Raw genomic sequence first — 25312 nt, 5'->3', positions numbered from 1 at the left:
GCCGTGCCAGGATGGCGTCGGGAAGCGAGGTCTCGTGGACGAGTTGAGGCGATTCCGCCGGGCGCTGGTCGCGTGGGCGGCCGGCGGGGCGCGGGCGGGCGCGGCCGCCGCGGTGGCGCGGGAGCTGGCCGGCGGCGGTGTGCGGACGATCGTACTCGTCGAGGGAAGCAGCGATCAGATCGCGCTCGAAGCGCTGGCCACGCGCCACGGGCGTGACCTCGGTGCGGAGGGCGTCGCGGTGGTACCGCTCGGCGGCGCGACGAACATCGGGCGTTTCCTGGACGTGTGCGGCCCTCCGGGGCTCGGCCTGCCGCTGGCCGGTCTCTGCGACATCGGCGAGGAGCGGCATTTCCGGCGTCATCTGGAGCGGGTCGGGCTCGGGTCCGGCCTCACGCACACCGGACTGGAGACACTCGGGTTCCACATGTGCGTCGCCGACCTGGAGGACGAGCTGATCCGCGCCGTCGGCGCCGAGGGCGTGCAGCAGGTGATCGACGCCCAGGGCGAGACGCGCCCCTTCCACACCTTCCAGGGCCAGCCGGCACAGCGGGAACGGCCCGTGGAGCACCAGCTGCGGCGCTTCATGGGCACGCACAGCGGTCGCAAGGCGCTCTACGCACAGGCGCTGGTGGCGCACCTGGACCTCGGGCACGTTCCCCGGCCGCTGGAGCGCCTCCTCACGCACGTCTGACCCGGCCGACGCTCCCGGCTACTTGAGGCCGCTGAGCATGACGCCGCGGATGTAGTACTTCTGAAGCAGCAGGAAGAGGATCAGGACCGGCAGGACGCTCAGGACGAGGCCGGCCATCACGATGGGCATCGTGCGGGCCGGGTCGACGTAGTCCTGGAGCAGCTGGATGCCGACGGGCAGGGTCATCACGTCCGGGTCCGCGGTCGAGACGAGGAGCGCCCAGATGTACTCGTTCCAGGCGTCGACGAAGGTCAGCAGCCCGAGCGTCACCACGACCGGCTTGGTCTGCGGCACCACGATCCGCCACCACACGGCGAACTCGCCGGCCCCGTCGATGCGCGCGGCCTCCAGGACCTCGTCCGGGATCGAGACCATGAACTGCCGCATCAGGAAGATCCCGAAGCTGCTGACGAGGAACGGCATGGCGAGCGCCACGATGCTCACGGTCAGGCCGGCGCCGCCGCGCCCGAGCAGGTCGTTGCCGCCCGCCAGCGGCCAGTGCACCAGGATCAGGAAGTGCGGGACGAAGAAGAGGAACGGCGGGAACATCATCGTCGACAGCACGAGCCGGAAGATGAAGTCCCGTCCCGGGAACCGGAGTTTGGCGAGCGCGTAGCCGGCGAGCGACGAGGTGAGCAGCACCGATCCGGTGATCACGGCGGTGGCGACCACGCTGTTGCGGAAGAGCACCGGCAGGTCGAGCTGGTGGACCGCCGCCCGGTAGTTGGACAGGTCGAACGCCTCGGGCAGGAACCGGTACGGCAGCGTGCCGGACTCGCCGGGCCCCTTGAAGGACGTCATCACCATGTCGAGGAACGGCACCACCGTGAGCACGGCGCCGGTCACGACCACCGCATACGACAGCCACGGGAAACGGCGGCGGCTCATGCGTCCTCCCCCTTGCGCCGGAAGATCCACAACTGCGCCAGGGTGACCACGAGGACCACCACGAACAACACGAAGGCGGCGGCGCTCGCGGTGCCCCAGTCGCCGTACGAGAAGGCCTGCCGGTACATCTCCAGCGCGGCCACGTCGGTCGCGTCGCCCGGCCCGCCCCTGGTCATCACGATGATCAGCGCGAACGACTGAAGGCCGGTGAGGAACTGGGTGATGCACACGAACAGCAGGGACGGCCGCAGCAGCGGCAGAGTGATCCTCCAGAAGACGGTGACCGGCCCGGCGCCGTCGAGCGCGGCGGCCTCGTAGTACGACTCGGGAACGGACTTCAGTCCGGCGGTCAGGATGAGGATCGCCGAGCCGACCGACGCCCAGGCCTGTACGACCACGACCGAGGGCAGCGCGGTGTCCGGGTCCTGGAGGAACGCCACCGAGTCGAGTCCGAGGGCGTTGAGGACGCCGTTGACGAGGCCGCCCGGCTCGTACATGTACTTCCATACGTTGCCGACGGCGACGACCGTCGTGACGATCGGCAGGAAGTACAGGGTGCGCCACAGCCCCTGGTACCGCAGCTTGTCGATGCAGGTGGCGACGAGCACGGAGCCGGCGAGCGCGAGCGCCACGGTGCCCAGGGCGAACAGCAGCGTGTTGGTGAGGATCGGCGCCAGGAACGTCGATCCGTCCGCGAACAGGCGGGCGAAGTTGTCCACGCCGACCGGATCGATGTCGCCGAGGTCGAACCCGGTCCAGCGGGACATCGACAGCAGCAGCGCGAAGCCCAGCGGCAGGAGGAGGAAGACGGCGTGGAACAGCAGTGTCGGCGCCAGGAAGAGGTAGGCGACGACGGACTGACGGCGCCGGTGCCGATCACGGCCGCGGACGCCGACGGCGGGCTTGCCGTGCGCCGCACTCTCGGTCGTCTCCGGTGCGAGGGTGGCGTTCACCATGAGCGCGACACCTCCTGGTCGACCTGACGGCGGGTGGTGCGCAGCGCCTCGTCGACCGACTGCTGACCGGTCCACAGGGCCTCGATGTTCTTGCGCAGCAGCGACTTGGCCTGCTGCGCGCCCGGCACGTTCGGCTCCGGCACGGCGTACGCCAGCGCGTCCAGGAACGGCCGCAGATTCGGATCGCCGCCCGTGCCGAGGAGCGTGCGCATGTCGTCGGCACGGCCGGTCAGGGAGCCGACCGACACCTGTAGGGCGCTCATCCGGGTGGCACCGCTCACCTTCTCGGTGTTGAGCCAGCGCAGGAACTCCCAGGCCTCGCGCGGGCGTTCGCCGGCCGTGTTGACGCCGAGCATGAAGCCGGTGGAGAGGGTGGCGCGCCGGGCGTCCGCCTCGGGGAGCGGTACCGGCGCCACGCCGACATCGCGGTAGCCCTTGCCCATCAGTGCCTTCAGGTTCGCGGTCCACCAGCCGGCGCTGATCACCATGGCCACCCGTCCGGACGCGAACGCGCTGTAGACGTTGACCCCGGGGTCGCTGGCGCCCTTGGCGACCAGGCGGTGCTCCAGATCGAACACGGCCCGGCCGGCCGGCGAGTCGATGGCGGTGCTCCTGCCGTCCGCCGAGACGAACCGGCCGCCTGCGGCGTTGAGCAGTGCGAGGGTCTGGCCGACGGTGGTGGAGTCGTCGTAGGCCGACAGCCCGAACCCCTGGACCAGCGTGTTGCCGTACCGGTCCCGCTCGGCGGTGCGGTACGCCGTCTCCTCCAGTTCCCGCCAGGTGCGCGGAGGGCCGTCGATGCCGGCCTCGCGCAGCAGCCGCTTGTTGTAGTAGAGGGCGTACGTCTGCATCTCGGTGGGATAGCCGTACACCTTGCCGTCGACCGACGCGGCGCCGACCGCGGCCTCGCCGTAGCCGCGCCTGATCTCCTCGGCGTACTCGGGCGGAGCGGGCCGCAGGACGCCGGCCCGGACGAGCTGGCCGTTCCACAGGCAGTACGGGTGGAGGAGGTCGGCGCCCTGGCCCGCGGCCTGCCGGACCATGAACGTGGTCAGCAGGTCGGTGAACTCGACCGCCTTCGTCCGCACCTTGACCCGGTCGTGCGTGGCGTTCCATTCGTCGACCGGACCCTGTAGGGCCTTCTTGAGTTCCCCGCTCGCGTAGTGGGAGAGCAGGGTGAGGACGATCGGATCCCCGGGCCGCCCGGTGCCCCGGTGCGGCGCCGCACATCCGGAGGCGAGCAGCGCCGAGGGGAGCACGAGCGCGAAGTGACGGCGGCTCGGGCCGCGGGCGGGGTGAGCCGGTGTCATCGGGCGGCCTCCCGGCGCATCACCCGAAACACCCGGGTCGTGGTGAAACCGGCCTTGCGGTACAGGTGGCCCGCGGCGGACTGCTCACCGGTCCACAGGAACCACGCCGAGTGCGCGCCGCGCGCCCGCATCCGCTCCAGCACCAGATGGAGCAGGACCTTGCCGAGTCCGGTGCCGCGCATCTCCTCCAGCACACCGAACGGGCCGAACCGCTCGTCCACCGACTCGTACGCGCCGTGCATCGCCCAGCCGACCAGGCGGCCCGAAGGGTCCCGGGCGACGACGATCCGGTCGAGCGGCGTGCCCGCGGCAAGACACTCCCGGATCGCGCGCGCCCAGTCCGGATTGAAACGACTCCCCGCGAGCGCGACCAGATGCACCAGGTCGTCGTCGGACGGGGTGGCGAACCGGTAGCCCTGCGCCGTCAGTTCGCCCGAGCGGCAGCCGACATCCTCCGGGAAGCGATAGCCGACCAGACCGCGGTCCATCGCCGCCGCCTCGTACAGGGTGCGGAAGCCCAGGGACCCAAGGAGCCGGGCCGCTTCCGGGTACGCCTCGGCGTCCAGGCCGGGGAGGATGTAGTTCGGCGTGTACGAGGAGAAGTCCACCCGGGTGCGGCCGTGGCCGTGCAGCCAGTTGAGGGCGTCGGTCAGCAGCCGGCGGCCGAGTCCGTGCCCACGGGCGGCGGGGTCGACGAAGAAGAACGGGATCCACCCCTGCTCCGGCTCCAGGTCGGCGCCGGCCGGCGGCGTCAGACGGCGCACCGCGTAGGCCGCGCCGACGACACGGTCACCGTCGACGGCGACCCGCAGCCCCTCCGGATCGAAGTTGGCGTCGAGCAGCACCAGGGAACGGAAGCGGTCCGGGGCGATCGGGTCGGCCGGCGCACTTAGGCGCCACGCCTCCACCAGCCGCGGGCCGTCGCCCACGCGAAAGCCACGAATCCCGGCCCGGGATGTCGTCGTGCGATCGGTCATCGACGGGGTCGTCCTTCCATACGCGCACCACCTGGCGGGGTTGATGCCCAGTAAGTTCGTAATTGTCCACCAGTCGTTCGCGCCAAGGGCGGCCGCCGCGCTGGGCGCCGCGACGCAGGTCCTAGTACCGGCGAAGGGGGCGCATCTCGATCCCTGGCCCGATGGGGGCGGATCGGCGGGCGACTAGCGTCAGATGGCATGAACATCGACGGCACGCTCGACGAGGCGTACGAACGGCTGCATCGGACGGGACCGGAGTTCGAAGGCTGGTTTGAGCAACCACGGTCCCATGGCCGCGGAATCCATGGTCAGACGGGGACACGCGCGACAGGTCCACCGCTGGTTGGACCGGTACATGCGTCGACTGGACGACCGGCCACGCGGTACCTCGCCCATTGCCGCCGACGGATGGCGTACGGCGCTGGGGGACCCCCGTCGGCTCGGTGACTGGCTGGTGTTCTTCGAACGCGAGGTGACCGAACAGCCCTGGCGTGCGGTGCTGGAAACATGGTGGCCACGGCTTCTGCCCGGCATCGCGGCCGGCGCCACCCACGGCGTGATCCGCACCGGCCACGCGGTCCACGCCCTGCTGGACCACGAGGACGACCCGCGCCTGGCCGAGCTCGGCCAGGCTCTCGGTTACTGGGCGGCGCGCTGGCAGCAGGTCCCGTTCGCTCCTCCCTCCGGAACCGCCGGCCCGGCGTCCGCTCTCGCCGGCGTTCCGCGTGTGCCCGACCAGACCGCGGGCATCAACCACCGGCTCGACCAGCTCACCACCCTGACGGGCTGGCCGACCGCGCTGACCGCGCTGAGGCCCGCCACGGACGCCGGGCAGGCCCGGCAGCTGCTGGCCGATCTGACGACCGCGGCCGGCGCGCACTACCTCCCGAACGCGCACGGCTCGCCCGTGATGCTGGTCCACGCCGTGACCGCGCCCATGGCCGTGCTGCGCACCCTGCCCGCACTTCCCAGCGCCCAGTGGGTCATGAGCCTGAACGCGGCCTGGGCGGCCGGCGCCGCCGTGACCGCGGCCTACGCCCCTGCCGCACCGGCACCTCGGCACAGCCTTCCCTCCGCCCCCGGGCCGGCGGACGAGGTGTTCGCCTTTGCCGTCCGTCACCAGGACGAACACGTCATCAAGCTCGCCGACACCTGCCTCGACGTGCACCACCGCACGGGACACCCCGACGTGCTCGCGGCAGTGGTCCGGGCGGCCGACCTGATCGACGAGTTCTGACGACACGGGCGGCCCAGCGCCACCCGCGGCCGTGGTCCGGACGGGCAGAACGGCCAGGCCGGGTAGAACGGCTGGAGCCGGCGGCTGCCGCCGACGAGCATCGACGGACGACTACGGGTTGAATGTCTTGTGGGGCCACCCGGCCGCGGTCCGGCTCTCCGCACAGGCCGCCGCGCGCCCACTGCTACCGCCGTCGGCAGGAGGAACCCGACATGCCTGTAGCCAACGCCGAGGTGGAGGTACTGATCGTCGGTGGCGGGCCGGTCGGACTGACGGCCAGAGCGCTCCTGGAACGCTGGGGCGTGCGGACGTCACTGGTCGAGAAGCGCGACGAACTGTCACCCTTTCCGCGCTCCCGGCTGGTCAACGTACGCTCGATGGAGATCTTCCGTCGGCTCGGGCTGACCGCCACGATCACCGCCATGGCGTTCGCACCGGAGTACGGCCGCGTCCGCTTCCGGGACACCCTGTACGACCCCGACTTCGCCACGGCGGCGATGGTCGGGATCGACGCGCCGGTGCCCGAGAGCCCCGTGACCGGCGTGGTCACCTCGCAGGACCGGCTGGAACCCACTTTGCTCGCCGCGGCGGCCACACCCGTGCGGTTCGGGGTCGAACTCGTCGACCTGGCCGAGGAAGCCGAAGGTGTCGTGGCCCTGCTCGTCGACCACCGAAGCGGTGCGGAGGCTCGCGTCCGGGCCCGTCACGTACTCGCGGCCGACGGCGCGAACTCCACCGTCCGGCAGCGGTCGGGAACCGGCACCACCGGCCCCGGAGCGGTCGGACGTGTCACCACCGTCGTGTTCGACGCCGACCTCGACCACTGGCGCGCCCGGCAGCCCGCCGGCGTCTACTTCACGTCCGACGGGTATTTCCTCCCGCTGTACCCGGAAGGAGGCTGGGCCTGGATCGTTCCCACGCCCGACGACGTGCCGGGCACCGACTGGTCCGGCCTCGTCCAGCGCGCTCTCGGCTCCGGTGCCGACGTACGGGTCGACGTGTTGCGTGTTCAGCACTGGGTGGTGAACGCCTTCGTCGCCGAACGCTTCCGCCACGGCTCCATCCTGCTGGCCGGCGATGCCGCGCACGCGATCCCGCCCGCCGGCGGTATGGGCATGAACCTCGGTGTCGCCGATGTGCACAACCTCTGCTGGAAACTGGCGGGAGTCCTCCAAGGGTGGGCCGGACCCGGCCTCTTGGAGACCTACGAGACGGAACGGCAACCCGTCGCACACCAGACGCTCCGCGAAGCGGTGGTCAACACCGAGCTCATGTTCCGCGTACAGAACACTCGCCACGAACAGCTCCGAACCGGCGCCGCAGCGCCGGCCGAGGTCGAACTGCCCTGGTCCGAACGGTACTCCGCGCAGCTCGGTCTCGTCCTCGGCGTCACCTACGACTCCGGCGCCGTCCTCACCGACGGCAGTGCACCGGCCGAGCCGCCCGGCACCGGCACGGACTATGTCCCCACGGCACTGCCGGGCCACCGCATGCCACACCTCTGGCTGACCCACGACCGCTCCACGCTCGACGCCTTCGGCGAATGGTTCACCCTGCTCACCCCGGACCCCACCCGCTGGGAACAACGAACCGCCACACCCTGGCCGCTGCACATCGAGCGCCTTCCCCACGAGCACACCGACCTCTGCGGCCTGCGCCCCCACGGAGCACTGCTCATCCGGCCCGACGGCCATATCGCCGCCCGCTGGCCCGACCACCCACCCGGCGACTCTGCCCTCCACCACGCTCTCGCCGCGATCACCGGCTCCACACCCCCGAGCAACCCGCCCCCCAATGACCAACCGCTGCCGATTCCATGACACCCAGGAACACGCCAGATCCCGGACGTACGGACGCCACACATACGGCCCCCGCACATACGGACCCGCGACGCATCGACGTCCACCAGCACGTGATCCCGCCCGCCCGCGCCCGCGCCGTCACCGGCCGGGCCGCGGCCATCGGGTGGCCCGCCCCCGCGTGGGACGAGCGAAGCGCGATCGCCATGATGGACCGGCGGTCGATCGCCACCGGCGTGCTGTCCTACGCCGCGCCGCTCGCCGCCCCGGACGACCCCGGTGAAGCGCGTGAAGTGGCCCGGAGCGTCAACGAATTCACCGCCGAGCTGGTCAAGAACCGGCCGGACCGCTTCGGTCACTTCGCCGCCCTCCCACTGCCCGACGTGGACGGCGCTCTCGCCGAGGCGGCCCACGCGCTGGACCAACTGCACGCGGACGGCGTCATCGTCCTGTCCAACGCCCACGGCCGCTATCTCGGCGACCCGGCGTTCGAGCCGCTGTGGGCCGAGCTCGACGCCCGGTCCGCCGTCGTCCTCGTCCATCCGACCGCGCCCCCCGGCACCCCCGTCCCGGAGGTACCCGCTCCACTGGCGGACTTCCCCTACGACACGACCCGCACCGCCCTGCACATGACCGTACGGGGCGTTCCACGCCGGCACCGCCGGATGCGGCTGGTCCTCCCGCACGCGGGCGGCTTCCTGCCGTACGCCGCCCACCGCTTCGCCCTCGCCGCCCGCCTCCCCACCGGCGCGACCGCCGACGACCCCGGCGGAACCCCCGAGGACTTCATCGCCGACCTGCGGCGTTTCTACTTCGACACGGCCTTCTCCGCCGGTCCCGCCGCCCTGCCCTCGCTGCTCGCCTTCGCGGCGCCCGAGCGCATCCTGTACGGCAGCGACTTCCCGATGGTCCCCGCGGACTGGGGCACCGGCTTCGACACCGCACTGGACGAGTACCCGCACTGGGAACCCGGCCGGCTGCACGCCGTCAACCGCGGCAACGCCGAACTCCTCATCCCACGGCTCGGCACGCACCCGCGTACACCTCAGGAGATCGTGCGGCCTGATCGGTGATCGAGGTCCGCATACGAGGAGAGATCTCACTGACCCGCACGGACGAGGCCGCGGCGGTCCTCGCAGCGGCGGCCTACTCCGCCCCCACGATGCGGTCCACCGCGGCCGTCACCAGTTGTTCGCGCTCCGCCTCCGTGAAGACGTCCGGCAGCGTGAGCTGTTCGACGATCAGCCAGTTCAGCGCCAGGATGAGCAGTTTGACGGCCATGGCGTCGCCGGGCAGGCCCGAGGCCTCGTGGTACGCGACGTTGGCGTCGATGTCGGCCCGGACCCGCTCGGTGAGGACCTTGCGCAGTTCGGGGCGGCGGGTGGCCTCCAGGCGGAGTTCGAGCAGGGCCAGATAGCCGGTGCGGAAAGAGGCGACGCGGCCGACGAGTTCACGCATCAGCTCCGCGTAGGTCTCCCGGTCGCGGCCGGCCGTCCGCTGGCGGGCGATCGTGGCCTCGTCCGGCTGGAGCCGCTCATAGACACGGGCGCCGGCCTGGGTGAGCAGATCGTCGCGGCTGGTGAAGTAGTTGGACGCGGTCCCGGCGGGTACGCCGGCCTCGGCGTCCACCGCCCGGAACGTCAGGCCCCGTGCGCCTTCCCTGGCCAGCACCTCGATCGCGGCGTCGACGAGGGCGGCGCGTCGCTGGTCGTTTCGTCTCACCATTGACACCACTCCAACTGTAGTACTAAGTTCAAATCACTTCAGTCAGAGTACTACGTATGGAGTCATCAAAGATGCGAAGGCTCGTGTACTACGTCGGTGTCACGCTCGACGGCCGCATCGCCGGCCCCGGCGGCGAGTACGACTTCTTCCCCGGCGGCGACGAACAGCAGGCCGCCGCCTACTCCGCCTGGACCAACACACTCTTCCCCGAGACGGTCCCGACCGCCTACCGTGCCGCGGTCGGCCTGGCCGACACGCCCAACCGCCGCTTCGACACCGTCGTCATGGGCCTCGGCACCTACCGCCCCGCCCTCGACGCGGGGATCACCAACCCGTACGCGCACCTGCGCCAGTACGTGGTGTCCAGCACCCTCAAGCCCGACACCGACCCGTCCGTCACCGTCGTTCCGGGCGAACCGCTGGCGCTCGTTCGCGAACTCAAGGGGGAGGAGGGGGGACTGGACGTCTGGCTCTGCGGCGGCGGCAAGCTCGCGGGCGCCCTCCTGCCCGAGATCGACGAACTGGTGATCAAGAACTACCCCGTGGTCGCCGGCGCGGGAATCCCGGCCTTCGACGGCGCCTTCGACCCGACCGTCTTCGATGTCGCCGAGCGCACCGCCTTCCCCAACGGCGTCACCCTCACCCGCCTCACCCGCGGCTAGTCGCCCGCCCGCCCGGACATGGCCGGGCCCCGCCGAAGCCGGAACAGCTGAGCTTCGACGGGGCCTGACAGCAACGGGCCTACTGGTAGCGAGCGGCGAGACGACGCCTGGCGGGCGCGAAGGCGTCGATCGACCCGGCGCCCTCACCAGGCGTGTCGTTCCACCCCCGGATGCGGGCGGCGAGACGCTTCAGGCGCGGATCCCCGGGCTTGACGTCGATGTGGAAGTGGGACTGTTTGACCGGCTTCAGGTCCCCGCCCCACGCCACGACGCCTTCGCAGTCGGCGAGGATGTCCGCGACGACGATCCGTTCGCTCTCGCTCATGCCGGTGTACTTGACGTCGGCGCCGAGCGGGTAGTGCAGGGGACGGATCGCGATGGCAGTGCCCGACAGATGATTCGACTCGAACGAGGCACCGATCGCCCGATGGGTGGTGTGGCCGTGGAGGTCACCGGCCCTGAGCATGTCGATCTCGTACGCGAACCGGCGGGCCACGTGCAGCAGTACCGTCGCCGCGTCGCCCTTCGCCAGTGAGACCTCGACGTTCGTGCCCTCCACCTGGTACTTCGTGGCGTGGTCAAGCACGGGCCAGCCGTTCGCGGACCGCGGCTGCTGCCATGTGTGCCCACTGGCAGCGGGGGCGGCCTGCGCAGGTCCGGCAGTCGTCAGGGCTATTGCCGCCCCGGCCCCTATGCCGAGTCCGAGAGCCCGTCTACGCGTCAAGCTCGATGTCACGAGGAGCCTTTCTGTACTTGTGGCGGTTGATGAGGAGCAGGGCGCAGCAGACGATGAAGCAGGCCAGCCCTGCGTACAGCAGAGGCGGGGCCCAGAACCACACCTCTTCGGTGCTGTGGCCGCTGGTCCAGTGGCAGGTGATGGACGGAGGGAAGCTGTCCACGTTCACCGACGTCAGGCTGTAGTCCCGTCCGGCATCCATGTACACGCCGTCGCCGGTCTTGTCCCCGCATATGTCGAGCGGGTTGGTATAGGCGAGTCCGTAGACGGTTCCGGCCCCATAGGCGGCGATCGCCGCCGCGATCCCGATCACGGCCCAGCGGGCCGGCCGCGAGGGCTTCCTCCTGGCCACCCAGAACGCGTACGGGATCGCCCCGACGGCGAAGAGGAGGAGTGTGATCGCGGGAGGGCCGAACAATGTGAACAGAGACACCATGCACCCTGACGTTACTTCGAGCGGAGGAAGCGCTGCTGGTTCGCCCGGTACTCGGCTCGTCGGATCGTTTCCGTGGAGGCGTGCTGCACCAGGTTGTCGCCGAAGGCGTTGCACCAGTCGTCGAGCTGACTGCCGGGGAGAAGGTGCGGCATCAGAGTGCCGATGCCGCCGAACTTCTGGATCAGCAGGATGCGGCCACCCACCAGGATCGCTCCGTCAGTGGAGGTGGGAGTGTCGGTCAGGATCTTCTTCGCCTGCGCGGCCGCCTCGCTGATGGTGCCGCCGAACCGCTGCTTCACGTAGTCCCGGAACCGGGTCAGACCGCCGTTGCCCTGGTAGTGGTTGCGGACGGCCTCGACGATGGTCTTGCCACCGCGCACGGCCTGGGCGATGAGGTAGCCGTCGGCGTCTTCGACGAGGTCGGTGAATCCGAATGAGGACGCGACGCCGATCTTGCCCATCTTGTCGTTGATGTAGGTCACACCGGAGGCGTAGGTGTCGTGGTCGCGCCGCCATTCGCCGTACAGGGTCATCAGGTCACCGCCCCAGCCGGCGACGTCGCCGAGGCTGATGTCTCCCTTGGGGTTCGGCTTGACGTACTGGCCGTTCGCCGTGGCCATCATGTGCTCCGGCCCGAGGAACTGGCCGGTGAACGGGTCCTTGAACTCGGTCCAGACACTCATGTTGTGGCTGTTCGCATATGAGACGAAGCCGGCGTCCACCTTGCCGATCATGCCCCGCCACGTCGCGTCGTCGTAGCTGTCGCTACGGATGTACTCCATGACGAGCCGGTTCGGGTCGCCCTTGCCGTAGGCCTTCGCCAGGTCGTACAGCGACGCGATGTAGTTGACGAAGTCGTCCGCGGGCGATGCCGGCCTGTTGACGCTGTCCTGGCCGGGGTCGTAACCGAGGTGGTGGGCGTCACGGTCCAGTCCGAACGTGTCCGTTCCGTTCGTGACCTTGTATTCCTTGACCTGGTTGAACGACCAGTTCGGCGGCAGGGGATAGCCCAGGTTGCCGGAGAAACCCCAGGACATGCCGGACACGAACGAGTAGCGCGCGTAGGTCTCCTTGGTGACCTCGGCGCACACGTTCCGCGACCCGTACACGCCGTGCACGTACCGCTTCCCCTTGCTTCCGAGGCCCGACGCGACGCCCCGGAAGTACTCCAGGATCTGCGACATGTCGGCGTCGGTGGCGTCGTAGTCGACGGCGAAGTAGATGACCGTGCCGCGGTTGAACCCGAAGTGCACGGCTTGGTCGTGTGCCTTCTGGCCGTGCTTGTACCCGTTGCCCCAGTAGTACTCCGCCAGGGTCCTGCCGTTGTCCTGGAAGATCGGGAACACGCGCAGGCCGCCGGCGAAGATGTCGGCGAGTTCGCCTTCTTCGAGCATCTTCGAACCGCCGCCGGAGGAGGCCTCGTTGAGGTACCTGCCGACGTACCGGTAGCCGTCGCTGTACATCTTCTTCGCCCGCGACGGCGTGATGGTGTAGGCGGTGTCGGAGGCGGTGACCGGTCGGTCCGGGTCGCCCATCGACACCAGAAGCTGAGCCCACGTCGGGTAGTCGCCCTGACCGTTGGCAGTCAGCTCCGAGAATCGCTGGAAGGTGGTGACGAACGCCGCCAGATTGCTGTCGAACGTCGTCTTGAACACCGTGTTCGTCTGGATGGTGTCGCCGTCCGCATTGACGGTGACGACCGGCTGGTTGAAGACGCACGCGGCGGAGAACAGCTGGACGAAGATCCCGGAAGAGCCCTGGGACACGACGGCCTTGGACTTGATTCCGGCCTGCGTTCCGGAGCCGAAGTTGCCGGTGGCGTCGGCTTCGGCGATTCCGATCTCCAGCTGGACGGCCTTCATCAGGTTCTGCTGGACGTTGCGGGAGTAGTGCCCGTCGGCCGGGCCTATGTCGACCGTCTTCTTCGTCCAGTAACGCCCGTTCAACCACTGCTGGATGGAGCGGACCTCGTCCGACCCGCCGGCGGTGACCACGTAGGCATCCATGTTGAGGAGCGCCTTGAACACCTTCGCCTGGAGCGTGCCGGTCTGGGAGAGGCCCATGTCTCCCTGCATGTGCTTGACGGCCAGGGTGATGTCCGGGTCGAAGAAGCCGGTGTCGCTGTAGCCGCCGGTGTAGCCCTTGCAGAACAGACCGTACCGGATGATCTTGATGATGTTGTTGTTCTTCGCCCAGCCACTGCCGAGCTCACCGAGTGCGGCGAGCTTGGCGACGGTGCCGTCGCCGAAGTTCGCGACCACGGGGCTGATGCCGAGTTCCTTCTGCAAGCCCATCGTGAGGGCGTACATGGTGGACCAGCCGGTCTTGCCGTCCTCCGGGCACTTCTGGTAGCCGGGCACACTGCCGTAGGTCTGATTGACCCACTTCTGCCCTTCGAGGACTTTCGCGTCGGCCATGCCGAGACTCCTGAGCTGCTTGACGAGTGAGGGGAAAGAGGCAGGCTGCCCCAACTCGTCGTCAGCCGGGGCAGCCTGACCTGCCAGACCGGCACGCGCCGTGGCGGCGGGTGCCGTTGATCAGCCGGCGCGGTCCCGGGTTCGCGGGAGGCGTGTGGCCGGGGTCCCTCGCGGCCGACTCGGTCGGCCGCGAGGTTCCGGGACACAGGCCTACGAGCTCACCGAGGCGCTTGCGGCAGAAGGCGCGCTTGTTGCGCGCCTGGCCGCCTCCGGCCTGTCAGGCCCTGCCGGGGCAGCGGTCGGCGAGGTTGCGAAGCCGGCGGCGAAGACGGGGCCGCCGCGGCAGAGGGACAGGCGACGGTCGGTCGCGTCAGTCGCAGGCGGAGACGTGGGTCTGCCGGTCGATGATCGCGACATTGTCCGACCACATCAGGGCGTTCACCACGGCGCAGCCGGGGTCGAAGTTGCGGTCGCTGCTCTCGTACTTGACCGGACCCGCGTACTCCGAGTACGAGCCGTCATCGACCTTGCACGTGGTCCAGCACAGCTTCAGCTTCATGTGCTTCTTGACGCCGAGGTTGTTGTCGAAGACGGCACATGCCCCGTCCGTCCCGCCCGTCACGTACTTGGTGTACGTGAAGAGGGTTCCGAACCGGCGGGAATCCGGAAGCTGTTCTGCGAACGACAGCTTGTATCCGCTTCCGCACAGCGTGGCGGCGGCCTGTACCGCTTCGGGATGGGCCGCCGCGAGGGCACGCGTCTGCGCATCGTGTGCCGCGCTCGGTGCGAGCGTCACATGGGTGCCGGGCACCTTCTCGGAAACCGGCTTCGAGTCCTGGGCCAGGGCTTGCGGAGCCGCCAGGACCGAAGAGATGAAAGCAGTGGACAGGGCGAGAGTAGGCAGCCACTTGCGCATGGCAGTGATCCCCCGTGTTGAGGCACAGGGAGACCGGCCCGTGGCAGCACGCGCCTGAGGTCCCCGATGTGCTGAGTGTGTAGTGGTCGTCCGCTCCCGTCCCACCCGGACGTGACGGGTGGGCAGTTCCCCAACTGAACCGAGAGCAGGCGGTCACTCTAGTCACACGGTCAGCAGCAGACGCAAGGACATGACAATGCACATGGCGAAAAAACGATGTGCGTCTACGCGTAAGCGGAATCATCAGACATGCGCTGAACCATGCGTCTGCCGTGAGAAACGGAGTCAGAAGATGCCTGTATGAATCATGGCTGAAATGTGCCTCACCGTTCCATCGCTCCGCCCTTCCGAGGGTCAGGACAGGGGTAGCCGCATGATCGTCAGGTCGAGCCATCGGCCGAACTTGGTGCCGACCTCCGGCACCGTGCCGACGTGGTGGAACCCGAACCGTTCGTGCAGCCGGACCGAAGCGGTGTTCTCGGCTTCGATCCCGGCGATCACCACGTGGTGGCCGGCCTCGCGCGCCGAGGTGATCAGGGCGCCCAGCAGTGCGGAGCCCACGCCGAGCCCGTGCCGGCCCTCGCGGACGTAGACGGAGTCCTCCACCGTGTGCCGGTATCCGTCCAGCTCCCGCCACGGACCGTAGACCGCGAATCCGACCACCTCGCCTTCCACCTCCGCCACGAACGCCGATCCGCGCTCCAGGTGGGCGGCCAGCCAGGCCGTCCCCTCGGCGGGGGACTGCGGGGTCCGTGTCCACAGGGCCGTCGAGTGCTCGATCGCGTGGTTGCGGATCGCGCGGATGACGTCCGCGTCCTCGGAGCGTGCCGGGCGTACCGTCACAGCCTCGCTTCTCTCGTATATTGGATTCATGTCCAACATAGTAGATCCTCTGGTGGGGCAGATCGCGGCTCGGGTCCGTACCGAACGGGAGCGTCGCCGATGGACCCTGGCGCAGCTCGCGGACGCCTCCGGTGTCTCCCAGGCCATGATCAGCCGGATCGAGCGCGGCGAGAGCAGCCCCACCGCCGTCGTCCTCGGCAAGCTGTCCGCCGCGTTCCAGCTCAGCGTCGCCTCCCTGCTCGCCCTGGCCGAAGGCACACAGCAGGACACGGAAGCCACCGCGGGAGTGCGCCGCCGGGCCGACGCGGCCGAATGGCGCGACCCCGACACCGGCTACCGGCGCCGGCAGATCGCCGGCCCGGAGTTCCCCGCGGAAATCGCCGAGATCCATCTGCCGGCCGGAGCCCGTGTCCCGTATCCGGCCGCGGCCTTCGCGTTCATTCGGCAGATCGTCTGGGTCCTCGACGGCCGCCTGACCTTCCACGACGGCGACACGGTCCACCAACTCGACGCGGGCGACACCATCGAACTCGGCGAACCGGCCCCGCGGGTCTTCGTCAACGCCACCGACGCCGAATGCCGTTACGCCGTCATCCTCACCCGCGGCACACAACCATGAGCCGCCCCCTTCCCCGAAGCGGCACCTTGCTGCTGGCCTGCACGGCCGGGACGGCGATAGCGAACAACTACGCCATCCAGCCCGCGCTCACCTCGGTCGCCGCCGAACTGGACGTCCCCGTCTCCCTGATCGGCTTCATACCGACGGCCGCGCTCGCCGGCTGCATGACAGGCTTCGCGCTCCTGCTTCCCCTCGCCGACCGCCTCGCCCCCAACCGCCTGGTCGCCGTACAGCTCACCGCCCTGGCCGCCGCCCTCACGCTCGCCGCGGCCGCACCCGGCGCGAGCGTGCTGCTGGCGGCCTACCTGCTCATCGGCGCGGCCGCCAGTGTCGCCGGCCAGGCCGGCACCATCGCGGGCCGGCATGCCTCGCCCGGGCGCCGCGCGACCGGCGTCGCCACGGTGGCCGCAGGGATGTCGGCAGGCATCCTGCTCAGCCGCCTGGCTGGCGGAGCCCTCACCGACATCCTCGGCTGGCGGAGGATGCTCCTCGTCTTCGCCGCCCTGGCCCTGCTCGGCGCGGTCGCCGCCGGCACGCGCCTGCCCCGGCAGCGCCCGCACTCCGGCCACAGCTACCGCGCCGTCCTCACCTCCCTTCCTCCGCTGCTCCGCGAGTTCCCGCAACTGCGACGCGCGGTGGTCGTCGGCGGGTTGTGGTACTTCGCCTTCAACCTGATATGGGTCGCTCTCGCGCTCGCCCTGGCCGAACCGCCCCACTCCCTCGACCCGACCGCCATCGGCCTGTACAGCCTGGCCGGACTCCTCGGTCTCGCCGTACTCCCGCTCACCGGACGCCTCGCCGACCGGCACACCCCGGCCACGGTGATCACCACCTGTGTGCTGGCCGCCGCGGCCGGAACCATCCTGCTGGCCACCGGTATGAACACCCCGCCGGCCATCGTTCTCGGCCTCGCCCTCGTCGACGCCGGCTGCTTCGCCGCCCAAGCCGCCAACATGAGCCGGATCATCGCCCTCGACCCGCACCGCTCCGGCAGCCTCACCAGCGTCTACCTCGTGCTGTACTTCACCATCGGCGCCGTCGGCACCGCCCTCGCCGCACCCCTGCTCGACTCCTTCGGCTGGCAGGGCGTCACCCTCGCCGCCCTCGCCGCACTGCTCCTCGCCGTCCCTCTCGTCAGCAGGCCGAGTTGGTCTGGGTGAGCAGGCCAAGCCGCCACGGGAGGCTGTTGTAGTCGCCGCTCGCGTTGGGGTTCAGGCCCTGGTAGACGTACTGGAGCTTGCAGGAGGGGATCGTCAGGGTCTGGTCGTAGCCCGCGCGGAGCATCTCGCCGTGACTGATGTCCTTGGTCCAGGAACCGGCCGGGAAGCCGACGTTGTTCGCCCGCGCGAACGGGTTGCTCTCGGTGGCGGCCAGCGGTGTCCACGACCCGGCGATACCGCCTGAGGTCCAGGAGCGGAAGTAGCGCTTCCCGTCCGAGCCGATCGCCTCGACGATCAGCAGGTACTGATTGGTGCCCTGCACCTTGTAGACGTTGCTCGCCTCGAACAGGGCGTACTTGTTGGAGTCCTGGGCCGCGATGACCGTGTTGGTGAACCCGTTCGGGAACTGGGACACGGTCGTCTGCGAGCGGTACAGGTGTCCGTTGTCGTCGGAGGAGAACAGGTAGCAGTTGGCGCTGTCGCAGATCACCCACATGTCGACCCAGTAGCCGCTGCCGATGTTCTGCTTGATGACGTCCGGCATCGACGCGTAGAAGTTGCGGGGCGCGCTCCAGCCGTTCGGGTTGCTGATGTCGGTGTTGGTGGAGTACGAGGCGTTGCCGGTCTGGTAGACGAGGTACCACAGCTTCTGCGGCGCGTAGTAGAACACCTGCGGGGCGGCCCGGTATCCGGTGCCGATGGCGCTCCGGTCCAGGTAGTAGTGCGTGGCCGAGCCGGCCTGCGACCAGTCGCTGAAGCTCAGGTACACCAGTCCGTAGCCGGAGGAGCCGGCGACGCTGGCGAACACGTGGTACTTGCCGTTGTAGTAGACGACCGACGGGTCCTTGATCCCGGCGATGTTGTGCGTCGAGTCCGGTTTGGGAGCGATCAGCGTGCCGCTGGAGGTCCAGCTGTAGCTGGACGGAAGCGCGGCGGCGGACGCGCGGGCAGCCTTCGCCGGGGTGCCGCCTACAGTGCGGTCAGTACCGCGCTGTAGGCGGACTTCTTGTTGCCGCCTGCGTCGAACAGCAGCGGGTTCTGCCCGGTGCGCCAGGAGTCGCTGTCCCGGATGCCCCACACGGTGATGCCGGTGCAGCGTGACACGTTCATGCAGGCTTTGACGGTGTTCGCATACGCAGTCGTCGGCGCCTGGGCGATGTCCAGTTCCGTGATCTGTACGTCCACGCCGAGGGCGGCGAAGTTCGCCAGCGTGGTCTGGAAGCTCGCGGGCGGGCCGCTGGAGCCGAAGTGGGCCTGGAAGCCGACGCAGTCGATGGGCACGCCCCGGGACTTGAAGTCGCGCACCATGTTGTAGACGCCCTGCGTCTTCGCGTCGCTCCAGTTCTCGATGTTGTAGTCGTTGTAGCAGAGCTTCGCCGAGGCGTCGGCGGCCCGCGCGGTGCGGAACGCCTGCTCGATGAAGCCGTTGCCGAGCACGTTCTGGAAGACCGAACTGCGGTGCTGGCCGCTGCCGTCGGCGAACGCCTCGTTGACCACGTCCCAGGCGTAGATCTTGCCTTTGAAGTGGTTCATCTCCGTGGTGATGTGATTGTTCATCACGCTGCGCAGCGTGTTCGCGTCGGTGATGCCACTGACCCAGCCGGGCAGTTGGGAGTGCCAGACCAGCGTATGGCCGCGCACGCGCTGACCGTGTGCCGTGGCGTGGTTGACGATCTGGTCGGCGGGAGCGAAGTTGAACGAGCCGCGGGAACGCTCCGTGGTGTCCCACTTCATCTCGTTCTCGGGCGTGACCATGTTGAACTCGCGGTCCAGGATGGTCGCGTACGTGCCGTCACCGAGCTTGCCGGACGCGACGGCCGTGCCGAAGTAGCGTCCGGACTGTGCCGCTTGGGCGCCCAGAGTGGAGGCCTTCACGGCATCGGGCACCGCGGCAGCGGTACCGGGCACCGCCAGTACGGCGGCGGCCAGCAGGCTCAGCGCCGCGGCGTGGCGTCGCTTGGTGCGGGTGAGCTGATGCATGTGTCTCCTCGTACGGTCGGGTGCGGGTGAAGTCCCGTTCAAATGTCGTGGGAGCGCTCCCATTTCAACTCTGCCTGGATGATAGGAGCCTCAGAGGGCGCGTCAATCCCCTGCGTGGCACTCGGTTCTCGCCGTCGCACCGAACGCGCCAGGTCCCTCCTGCCGGCGGGAACACGAACGTTGCTTCACGAGAGCGCGAGCTGTCAGCGACGCCGGCGGGAGTTGAGCCGGGCGGCCTGGCGCGTCAGGTGGTCGCGCTCGGCGAGGTTGGATGCCTTCAGGGCCGCCTCGGCGTACAGCCGTGCCGCCGTCACCAGGTCGCCGTCGCGCTCGTGGAGGTATGCCGCCACCGCCGTGTGGCGGGGCAGCGAGTCGTCCAGTGCAGCGAGCGCGGCCAGGCCGGCGCGCGGTCCGTCGGCCTCGCCGACGGCGACCGCGCGGTTGAGCCGGACGACCGGGCTGTCGGTCAGGTGCGCGAGCTCGTCGTACCACTCGACGATCTGCACCCAGTCGGTCTCCTCGGCGGTGGGCGCGTCGGCGTGGAGTGCCGCGATGGCGGCCTGGGCCTGGAACTCGCCCAGCCGGTCGCGGGCGAGGGCCGCCTGGAGGATCGCGACGCCCTCGGCGATCGACTCGGTGTCCCACCGGCCGCGGTCCTGCTCGGCGAGCGGCACCAGGCTGCCGTCGGGCGCGGTCCGGGCGGCACGCCGGGCATGGTGGAGCAGCATGAGCGCGAGCAGCCCCGCCACCTCGGGGTGGTCGACCGAGGCCGCGAGCCGCCGGGTGAGCCGGATGGCCTCGGCGGCGAGGTCGACGTCGCCGGAGTAGCCCTCGTTGAACACCAGGTAGAGGACGCGCAGCACGGTGGCGACGTCGCCGGGCTGGTCGAACCGCACACCGGAGACGGTGCGCTTGGCCCGGCTGATCCGCTGCGCCATGGTCGCCTCGGGCACCAGACAGGCCTGGGCGATCTGACGGGTGGTCAGCCCGCCGACGGCGCGCAGCGTCAGCGCCACCGCGGACGCCGGCGTCAGCGACGGGTGGGCGCACAGGAAATAGAGCTGAAGCGTGTCGTCCACCGCGGTCGCGGGCCCCGGCGCCGGCTCCTCGTCCACGAGGTCCTCACGCCGGCGGCGGGCGGCGTCCGCCCGGGTCGCGTCGAGGAACCGGCGCCAGGCCACGGTGACCAGCCAGCCCTTCGGGTCACGCGGCGGGTCGGCCGGCCAGACGCGGACCGCCTCGACCAGCGCGTCCTGCACGGCGTCCTCGGCCGCCGCGAAGCCGGCTCCGCGGCGGACGAGGATCCCGAGCACGCTCGGTGTGAGGCTCCGGAGCAGGGCCTCGTTCATCGATGAGGGCACTCCGTGATGGTGGGCGACGCGGCCAGGAACGGGCGCAGCTCGAGCCACTCGTGGATCGGCTTCCCGCCCGCGCCCGGGGCGGCCGACAGCTCCCCGGCCAGCTCGACGGCGCGCTCGTAGCTGTCGACGTCGATCACCATCCAGCCGGCGATGAGGTCCTTGGTCTCGGCGAACGGGCCGTCGGTGACCGGCGGGCGCCCCTCACCGTCGTACCGGACGAACGTCCCCTCGAGGGCCAGCGCCTGACCGTCGACGAACTCGCCGGTCTTCTCGAGCCGGTCCGCGAAGTCCCGCATGTACTGCACGTGCGCCGAGATCTCCTCCGGCGTCCACTGGTCCATCGGCACGTCGTTCACCGCGGCCGGGGCGCCGCGGTAGTGCTTGAGCAGCAAGTACTTCGCCATCGTGTTTCTCCTCGGTGCTGGTGCGACCCATTGTCGTCGCGTTCACCTCGGGGACGGAGCCGGCCACGGGTTCTCGACATCGCCGTCCGATTTTCTTTGAGGCTCTCGGAAATCTACGAGATAGCGGCGGAAAGTCGCGATTCACTCACCGAGTGTGACGACTGCGCCGAGGGGGCGATCCATCTGTCAACTCCTCAGGACGCTCGGCGCACGAAACACTTTCGGAAGCGTGCCGGTGACACGGCGGTACCGCGTCCCAATACTGACTCCAGCCGCCTCAGGGCCCATTGAGCCGCCTTCGTATTCCCTGAGCAGCGGGGCGCGAAAGGGTTTCCGTATTCATGAACACATGGGCAAGAAAGGCTCTCGCCGCCGCGACAGCCGCAAGCATCGGCGTGGCATTCGCCATCGCCTCCGCATCGAACGCGTCGGCATATCAGCCGAGCCCGTCGAACCTGTATGCCGCCACCAATACGGCCGCCTGCAACAAAAGCCCGTGCGTCCTCTACCCCAAGTCCGCCCAGCTTCCGAGCGGCCGGATCGTGGCGACGTTCGAGGACAGTGAGAGCGCTCCGGTGGGGCAGACGCTGCCCCTCTACAAGAGCGACGACGACGGCACGACGTGGTCGAAGCTCGCCGCTGTCAAAGCTCCCGCCTACCTGTCGAGCGACTCCACGTACGCGAAGTACACGAGCAACTGGACGAACCCGTACCTCTACGTCCTCCCACAGGACGTCGGAAACCTGAGAGCCGGCACGTTCCTCCTCGCCAGTGTCGTCTCGGGCGACGACTCCTACTACGAGGAGCAGAAGGCCGCCGACCCCAACTGGACGCCGACCAGCGACGGCGACCGCAAGGACGTAGCGCTCGCCCTGTACGCCAGTGACGATGACGGCGCGACGTGGAACTTCGAGAACATCATCGCAGCCGGCGGCTGGCAGGGCGGCAGCGCGGGCAGTGTCGGCCGTGTCTCCAGCGCCAACACCCACAAGCAGGTCGACCCCGTCTGGGAACCGCACCTGCTCGCCCACGACGGCAAGCTCATCGCCTACTACTCCGACGAGAACGACTACACCGGTTACGACACCGGCACCGGCGCCCTGACCCTCGACCCTGACAACGGCACGGCGACGGACTCCGGCGGCCAGGTCCTGGTGCACCGGACCTGGGACGGCGGCAGCGGCACCTCCTGGAGCGCCCCGGTCGTCGACGTCCCGGGTGCCACTGTGAGCATGGGAGGCGGCAAGACGGAGATCGGCGGCGGCCGCCCGGGGATGACGACCATCGCGCCGACGACCGACGGCAAGTGGCTGCTGACGTACGAGTACTGGGGCGGCGGCACCAACGTCCGCTACCGCGTCTCCGACGACCCGGCGAAGTTCTTCTCGGCCGGTGACGCCCCGATCACCTCGCTGCCCGTGCCCTCGGGCGGGAACGCGCTGGCCACCGGCGGCAGCCCGGTCCTCCTGCCGATGCCGGACGGCCGGATCGTCTACAACGCCTCCGGCAGCGGCGACGTCTGGGTGAACGAGTCCGGGCTGAGCACCGGCACATGGAAGGAGTACAAGACGCCCGCCGCCGCCGGCTACAGCCGCAACCTCCAGTACGTCACCGGCACCGGACGCGTCCTGATCCTCCAGGCGTCCTGGAGCGGCGGAAGCGTCGGCCCCGTGAAGTACGCCGAGGTCGATCTCGGCCGCTCCGACGGCGCCTACTACAGCCTCGTCAACCGGCTGACCGGCCAGGTCCTCGCCACCGTTTCCGGGAAGACACAGGACGCGAACCTCACCGGGAACACCCCCGACCTCGTCCTGGGTGCGGCGTCCACCGCCGACACTCAGCGCTGGCACCTGACGTCCAGGGGCGCCGACATCACCCTGCTCAACAAGGCCGGGGGCCGCGCGGTCGCCATCTGGACCGGCAGCGCGACGGCCGGGCAGAAGCTGGCCCAGTGGGTCGACGACGGCGCCACCGACAAACAGTGGACCCTCGTCCCGTCGTCCAACGGGTACTACAAGCTGCGCTCGGTCCGTAACACCAGCCTGTACATGACCGGAGCGACCACGGACGGCTCCGTCACGGTGGCGGCGTCGACCGCCGACGGCTCACAGGACTGGCAGCTGGTCCATGACCCGCTGCCCACCGACTCGGCCTTCACCCTCAAGGGCACCTACTCCGGCCGCTGCCTCGACGTCCCGAACGGCCAGACAGGCGTCCAGGTCCAGATCTACGACTGCTCGGGCAACGCCAACCAGACGATCACCCAGACCGCGGCAGGCGAACTCCGCGTCTCGGGCAAGTGCCTGGCCGCCTACGGCGACGGGACCACCGCGACGGGGACAAGGAGGGTTAATTCGTCGGTTACGAAATATTTTCGCGACCTGTCGCGTCCCGCCGTGGTTCCCGCCGGCCGGCAGTCACGGGGCGGGGTGGGGCAGCGCACGGTGTGCCGAGTCCGGTGTTCGCTGGGCCATCAGGGTGAATCCGGGGCCGGAGTGGATATCCACAACGGGGTATGGATTTATACATAATGTGATATTCGGCCCCAATGGGAGAACGCTTACTCAGGAGTGGAGTTGCCATGCCCGACCACACGCGGCCGCGGCGGGCGACAGCCTGGATGGGGGCGACCGGCCTGGAGGAGGCCGATGCCGCCCGCGCACCCGGCCCCACAGCGCTGGAGCCGGGACGGCTGTACCGCGGGATCACCGGCAGGGACGACCGGGCGCGGCCCGTCACCGAGGAAGAGCTTGCGGCGCTGGGCGACCCCATGGCGGTCGAGTTCTTCCGCGCGGGCATGTTTCCCACCACCGTGCAGGACCTGCTGTCCGGACTCCCTCCGACAGCCGCCCCCTCCCGCAAGGTGTATCTGATCAGCGAGGCCGGGCAGATCCCGCCGGACGCCATCGGCGAACGCGACATGCGGTTCGCGATCACCACCGCCGTGGGAGGCGGCCAGGTGGACCTTCTGGTCAGCACCCAGGCTGGTGGCGACCCCGAGGAGGGATTCCTTCAGGTCGCGGCATGGGATCCCGGAGCGAAGGTCTTCAACTTCTATGCCCGGCTCGACTCCAGCTGGGTGTGGTCGGGCAACTCCTGGCACGCGTTGGAGCCGGAATCCCGCGGCAAGGGCTGCTTCGACAGCCACATCAACGGCGGCGTCGTGATGAAGGAGTTGAGGATTCCCTGGATCAACTGGCAGTCCGAGCGGGCCACGATCCGGCTCGCCGACGACGACCCGCTGCGCGATGACCAGCTGTTCCAGCAGGTCATCGGAGCCCAGCAGCTGGAACTGACCGTCAGGTCCCTCGTCACCCGCTGGACGGCGGCCCGCCTGGCCGCGGTCACCGCGAACGGCGTCGTGGACCATCCTGACCGGCTGCTGCGCCACCTGTTCACCAGCACCACGGTCAACCTGGCCAGCACCGACAGACAGAGCAGCAATGTCACGGCGGACAGTCCCGACCTGACGCTGCCCACGGGCTTCTGGCTGAACCAGGACGTCCTGTTCGACGACCTTCGCCTGTTCACGCAAGCCGTCCCGCCCAGGGCACCGGCCGCCCGGTACCTGGCCGCCCTGAGCCGGTTCGGGTTCCGGCTGGAGGAGAAGCTCAGCGCGTTCTCCCAGGCAGGCGACACGTTCTTCGCCTTCGTGGTGCCCGAGGCCGCCCACGAGGACAACGAAGTGGTCCGGCAGCTGGTCCGCAAGCAGCTTGTCTCGGCCAGGTTCGCCGCCTGCGTGCTGATGGTGGACTTTCCCAACCCGGTCTTCAGCCCGGCCCGCAGTCACCTCATGCGGTACGTGCCGACCACGCCCACCAAAGCGGTGGAGTTGTGCGACAAGGTCGCCCAGGCCGTCTCGGAGGCCGCGCGAACCCTGCCCGCCGACAGTCCCGAGGGCCGCTTCGCCGGGCACTGGCAGGTACCCGAGGACGACTGGCGGACGGTGTTCGGACAGCGGGTGGATGCCTATCTGCGCAAGGTCACCGAGCAGATCGGCACCGAATCCGGCTTCGACGACTACGTCCGGCTCGCCGAGTACCGCCGTCGGCAGTTCCGCCTCATGAAGCTGAACGAGTTCGAACTCACTCTGCCGGTCACCGATATCGCCCCCGGTGCCCCGCCGCTGGCGATGCGCGAGGACGCCACCGTCGCAGAGATGATCTGACGCCGCCCTCCGCCCTCACGAGCAAGG

21 protein-coding genes and 1 pseudogene are annotated in these 25312 nt (G+C 69.5%); 9 read left to right on the top strand and 13 right to left on the bottom strand.

Going from position 1 to position 25312, the window contains the following annotated elements; translation table 11 throughout:
- Positions 1–34 precede the first annotated feature (34 nt).
- The gene (locus ABZ915_RS23860; RefSeq protein ID WP_361806564.1) at positions 35–691 is read left to right on the top strand and encodes an ATP-dependent endonuclease; all 657 of its coding nucleotides are present in this window, start codon (positions 35–37) and stop codon (positions 689–691) included.
- Between the two features lie 18 nt (positions 692–709).
- On the opposite strand, the gene ABZ915_RS23855 is transcribed toward ABZ915_RS23860, so the two are convergent.
- The 4 genes from ABZ915_RS23855 to ABZ915_RS23840 are packed head-to-tail and all read right to left on the bottom strand — an operon-like array spanning position 710 to position 4822.
- Positions 710–1579, bottom strand: a complete 870-nt coding sequence (locus tag ABZ915_RS23855) for a carbohydrate ABC transporter permease (protein ID WP_361806561.1) — start codon at positions 1577–1579, stop codon at positions 710–712.
- Positions 1576–2535: a sugar ABC transporter permease gene (locus tag ABZ915_RS23850; RefSeq protein WP_361806558.1), complete on the bottom strand. Its 960-nt coding sequence runs from the start codon at positions 2533–2535 to the stop codon at positions 1576–1578. Before ABZ915_RS23850 ends, ABZ915_RS23855 begins: the two co-directional genes overlap by 4 nt.
- Positions 2529–3845, bottom strand: a complete 1317-nt coding sequence (locus tag ABZ915_RS23845; protein WP_361806555.1) for an ABC transporter substrate-binding protein — start codon at positions 3843–3845, stop codon at positions 2529–2531. The genes ABZ915_RS23850 and ABZ915_RS23845 overlap by 7 nt, the downstream gene beginning before the upstream one ends.
- Entirely contained in the window at positions 3842–4822 is a 981-nt protein-coding gene (locus tag ABZ915_RS23840; protein ID WP_361806552.1) for a GNAT family N-acetyltransferase, read from the bottom strand. The genes ABZ915_RS23845 and ABZ915_RS23840 overlap by 4 nt, the downstream gene beginning before the upstream one ends.
- Before the next feature lie 355 nt (positions 4823–5177).
- On the opposite strand from ABZ915_RS23840, the gene ABZ915_RS23835 reads away from it, so the two are divergent.
- From ABZ915_RS23835 to ABZ915_RS23825, 3 genes are all read left to right on the top strand, one after another.
- Positions 5178–6059: a questin oxidase family protein gene (locus tag ABZ915_RS23835; protein ID WP_361806549.1), complete on the top strand. Its 882-nt coding sequence runs from the start codon at positions 5178–5180 to the stop codon at positions 6057–6059.
- A gap of 212 nt (positions 6060–6271) precedes the next feature.
- On the top strand, positions 6272–7879 hold the full coding sequence (locus ABZ915_RS23830) for an FAD-dependent monooxygenase (protein WP_361806546.1): 1608 nt from the start codon (positions 6272–6274) through the stop codon (positions 7877–7879).
- Positions 7880–7953: 74 nt separating this feature from the next.
- Positions 7954–8931 (top strand): amidohydrolase family protein, encoded by a 978-nt coding sequence (locus tag ABZ915_RS23825; RefSeq protein ID WP_361807377.1) that lies wholly within the window; start codon positions 7954–7956, stop codon positions 8929–8931.
- A 73-nt stretch (positions 8932–9004) separates the two neighbouring features.
- On the opposite strand, the gene ABZ915_RS23820 is transcribed toward ABZ915_RS23825, so the two are convergent.
- Positions 9005–9583, bottom strand: coding sequence for a TetR family transcriptional regulator (locus ABZ915_RS23820; RefSeq protein ID WP_361806543.1), 579 nt, complete (start codon positions 9581–9583; stop codon positions 9005–9007).
- Positions 9584–9654: 71 nt separating this feature from the next.
- Between ABZ915_RS23820 and ABZ915_RS23815 the strand changes: the two genes are divergently transcribed.
- Positions 9655–10245, top strand: a complete 591-nt coding sequence (locus ABZ915_RS23815) for a dihydrofolate reductase family protein (RefSeq protein ID WP_361806540.1) — start codon at positions 9655–9657, stop codon at positions 10243–10245.
- 79 nt (positions 10246–10324) lie between these two features.
- Here ABZ915_RS23815 and ABZ915_RS23810 read toward each other — a convergent pair whose 3' ends face one another.
- From ABZ915_RS23810 to ABZ915_RS23790, 5 genes are all read right to left on the bottom strand, one after another.
- Complete coding sequence (locus ABZ915_RS23810) at positions 10325–10831, bottom strand: hypothetical protein (protein WP_361806537.1); 507 nt, start codon at positions 10829–10831, stop codon at positions 10325–10327.
- A gap of 127 nt (positions 10832–10958) precedes the next feature.
- Complete coding sequence (locus ABZ915_RS23805; RefSeq protein WP_361806534.1) at positions 10959–11417, bottom strand: hypothetical protein; 459 nt, start codon at positions 11415–11417, stop codon at positions 10959–10961.
- Positions 11418–11428: 11 nt separating this feature from the next.
- On the bottom strand, positions 11429–13834 hold the full coding sequence (locus ABZ915_RS23800) for a glycoside hydrolase domain-containing protein (RefSeq protein WP_361806531.1): 2406 nt from the start codon (positions 13832–13834) through the stop codon (positions 11429–11431).
- A 370-nt stretch (positions 13835–14204) separates the two neighbouring features.
- Positions 14205–14750 (bottom strand): hypothetical protein, encoded by a 546-nt coding sequence (locus tag ABZ915_RS23795; RefSeq protein WP_361806528.1) that lies wholly within the window; start codon positions 14748–14750, stop codon positions 14205–14207.
- A gap of 354 nt (positions 14751–15104) precedes the next feature.
- Positions 15105–15623 carry an N-acetyltransferase family protein gene (locus tag ABZ915_RS23790; protein WP_361806525.1) on the bottom strand — a complete coding sequence of 173 codons (519 nt, stop codon included), beginning with the start codon at positions 15621–15623 and terminating at the stop codon, positions 15105–15107.
- On the opposite strand from ABZ915_RS23790, the gene ABZ915_RS23785 reads away from it, so the two are divergent.
- Entirely contained in the window at positions 15622–16212 is a 591-nt protein-coding gene (locus ABZ915_RS23785) for an XRE family transcriptional regulator (RefSeq protein ID WP_361806522.1), read from the top strand. The two genes, ABZ915_RS23790 and ABZ915_RS23785, sit on opposite strands and share 2 nt — an antisense overlap.
- Positions 16209–17372: an MFS transporter gene (locus ABZ915_RS23780; protein WP_361806519.1), complete on the top strand. Its 1164-nt coding sequence runs from the start codon at positions 16209–16211 to the stop codon at positions 17370–17372. The genes ABZ915_RS23785 and ABZ915_RS23780 overlap by 4 nt, the downstream gene beginning before the upstream one ends.
- Here ABZ915_RS23780 and ABZ915_RS23775 read toward each other — a convergent pair.
- The 3 genes and pseudogenes from ABZ915_RS23775 to ABZ915_RS23765 form a co-directional block, all read right to left on the bottom strand.
- Positions 17347–19352: pseudogene (locus tag ABZ915_RS23775) on the bottom strand (non-reducing end alpha-L-arabinofuranosidase family hydrolase). The gene ABZ915_RS23780 and the pseudogene ABZ915_RS23775 sit on opposite strands and share 26 nt — an antisense overlap.
- 203 nt (positions 19353–19555) lie before the next feature.
- Positions 19556–20701: a DUF6596 domain-containing protein gene (locus ABZ915_RS23770; protein WP_361806517.1), complete on the bottom strand. Its 1146-nt coding sequence runs from the start codon at positions 20699–20701 to the stop codon at positions 19556–19558.
- Positions 20698–21117 (bottom strand): YciI family protein, encoded by a 420-nt coding sequence (locus tag ABZ915_RS23765; protein ID WP_361806514.1) that lies wholly within the window; start codon positions 21115–21117, stop codon positions 20698–20700. Before ABZ915_RS23765 ends, ABZ915_RS23770 begins: the two co-directional genes overlap by 4 nt.
- A 341-nt stretch (positions 21118–21458) precedes the next feature.
- On the opposite strand from ABZ915_RS23765, the gene ABZ915_RS23760 reads away from it, so the two are divergent.
- The gene (locus ABZ915_RS23760) at positions 21459–23648 is read left to right on the top strand and encodes an RICIN domain-containing protein (RefSeq protein ID WP_361806511.1); all 2190 of its coding nucleotides are present in this window, start codon (positions 21459–21461) and stop codon (positions 23646–23648) included.
- Positions 23649–23698: 50 nt separating this feature from the next.
- The gene (locus ABZ915_RS23755) at positions 23699–25285 is read left to right on the top strand and encodes a hypothetical protein (protein ID WP_361806508.1); all 1587 of its coding nucleotides are present in this window, start codon (positions 23699–23701) and stop codon (positions 25283–25285) included.
- Positions 25286–25312 lie beyond the last annotated feature (27 nt).

The sequence above is a fragment of the Streptomyces sp. NPDC046915 genome, from assembly GCF_040644935.1.
Classification (GTDB): domain Bacteria; phylum Actinomycetota; class Actinomycetes; order Streptomycetales; family Streptomycetaceae; genus Streptomyces.
The sequence above is the reverse complement of the archived record's forward strand: the minus strand, read 5'-3'. Positions and strand labels throughout refer to the sequence as shown.